The organism is Corallococcus sp. CA041A (assembly GCF_003612075.1).
Lineage (GTDB): Bacteria > Myxococcota > Myxococcia > Myxococcales > Myxococcaceae > Corallococcus > Corallococcus exiguus.
On record NZ_RAWF01000738.1, the window covers coordinates 1 to 401 of the forward strand.

2 protein-coding genes are annotated in these 401 nt (G+C 63.6%); both read right to left on the reverse strand.

Translation table 11 applies throughout. The annotated features are described in order from the left end of the window. On the reverse strand, positions 1-136 hold a 136-nt coding region (locus tag D7V77_RS46170; protein ID WP_147452402.1), incomplete at its 3' end, for a cryptochrome/photolyase family protein. A gap of 77 nt (positions 137-213) precedes the next feature. Further along, positions 214-401, reverse strand: a 188-nt coding sequence (locus D7V77_RS42885; protein ID WP_199734032.1) for a lipocalin family protein, incomplete at its 5' end; no start/stop codon positions are given.

Below are 401 nucleotides of genomic sequence, written 5' to 3' on the forward strand. Positions count from 1 at the left end.
GCAGGACGTAATCGGTTTCTTGCCGCACTTCCATCAGCACGTAGACCACGTCCGCGTCCGCGTCCGCAAACCATGAATGCTGCGGGTTGAGCTGATCGCCCAGCACCAGCCGAAGAATCTTGGCGCTCTGGTTCATGTCATTGTTCGGTGGAACATGGCGCCACGGCCTTGCGCCGCGTGCTCGCTTTCGGTCTTGTGCATACGTCCTCGCCGCTACTGAGACGGATCCTGCCGCCCATGGGATACCGAGATGAGCGCGTTCGTATCAATGCCCAGCGCGCGTGCACGCGCGAGGATCGCCTCGCGCTGCGCGGGGTCGAGTTGCTTGTCCCGCGTCAACACCCAGCAATAGCTGCGGTCCGGCCCGACAACCAGCGCCCAGCGATAGCCCGGATCGAGCG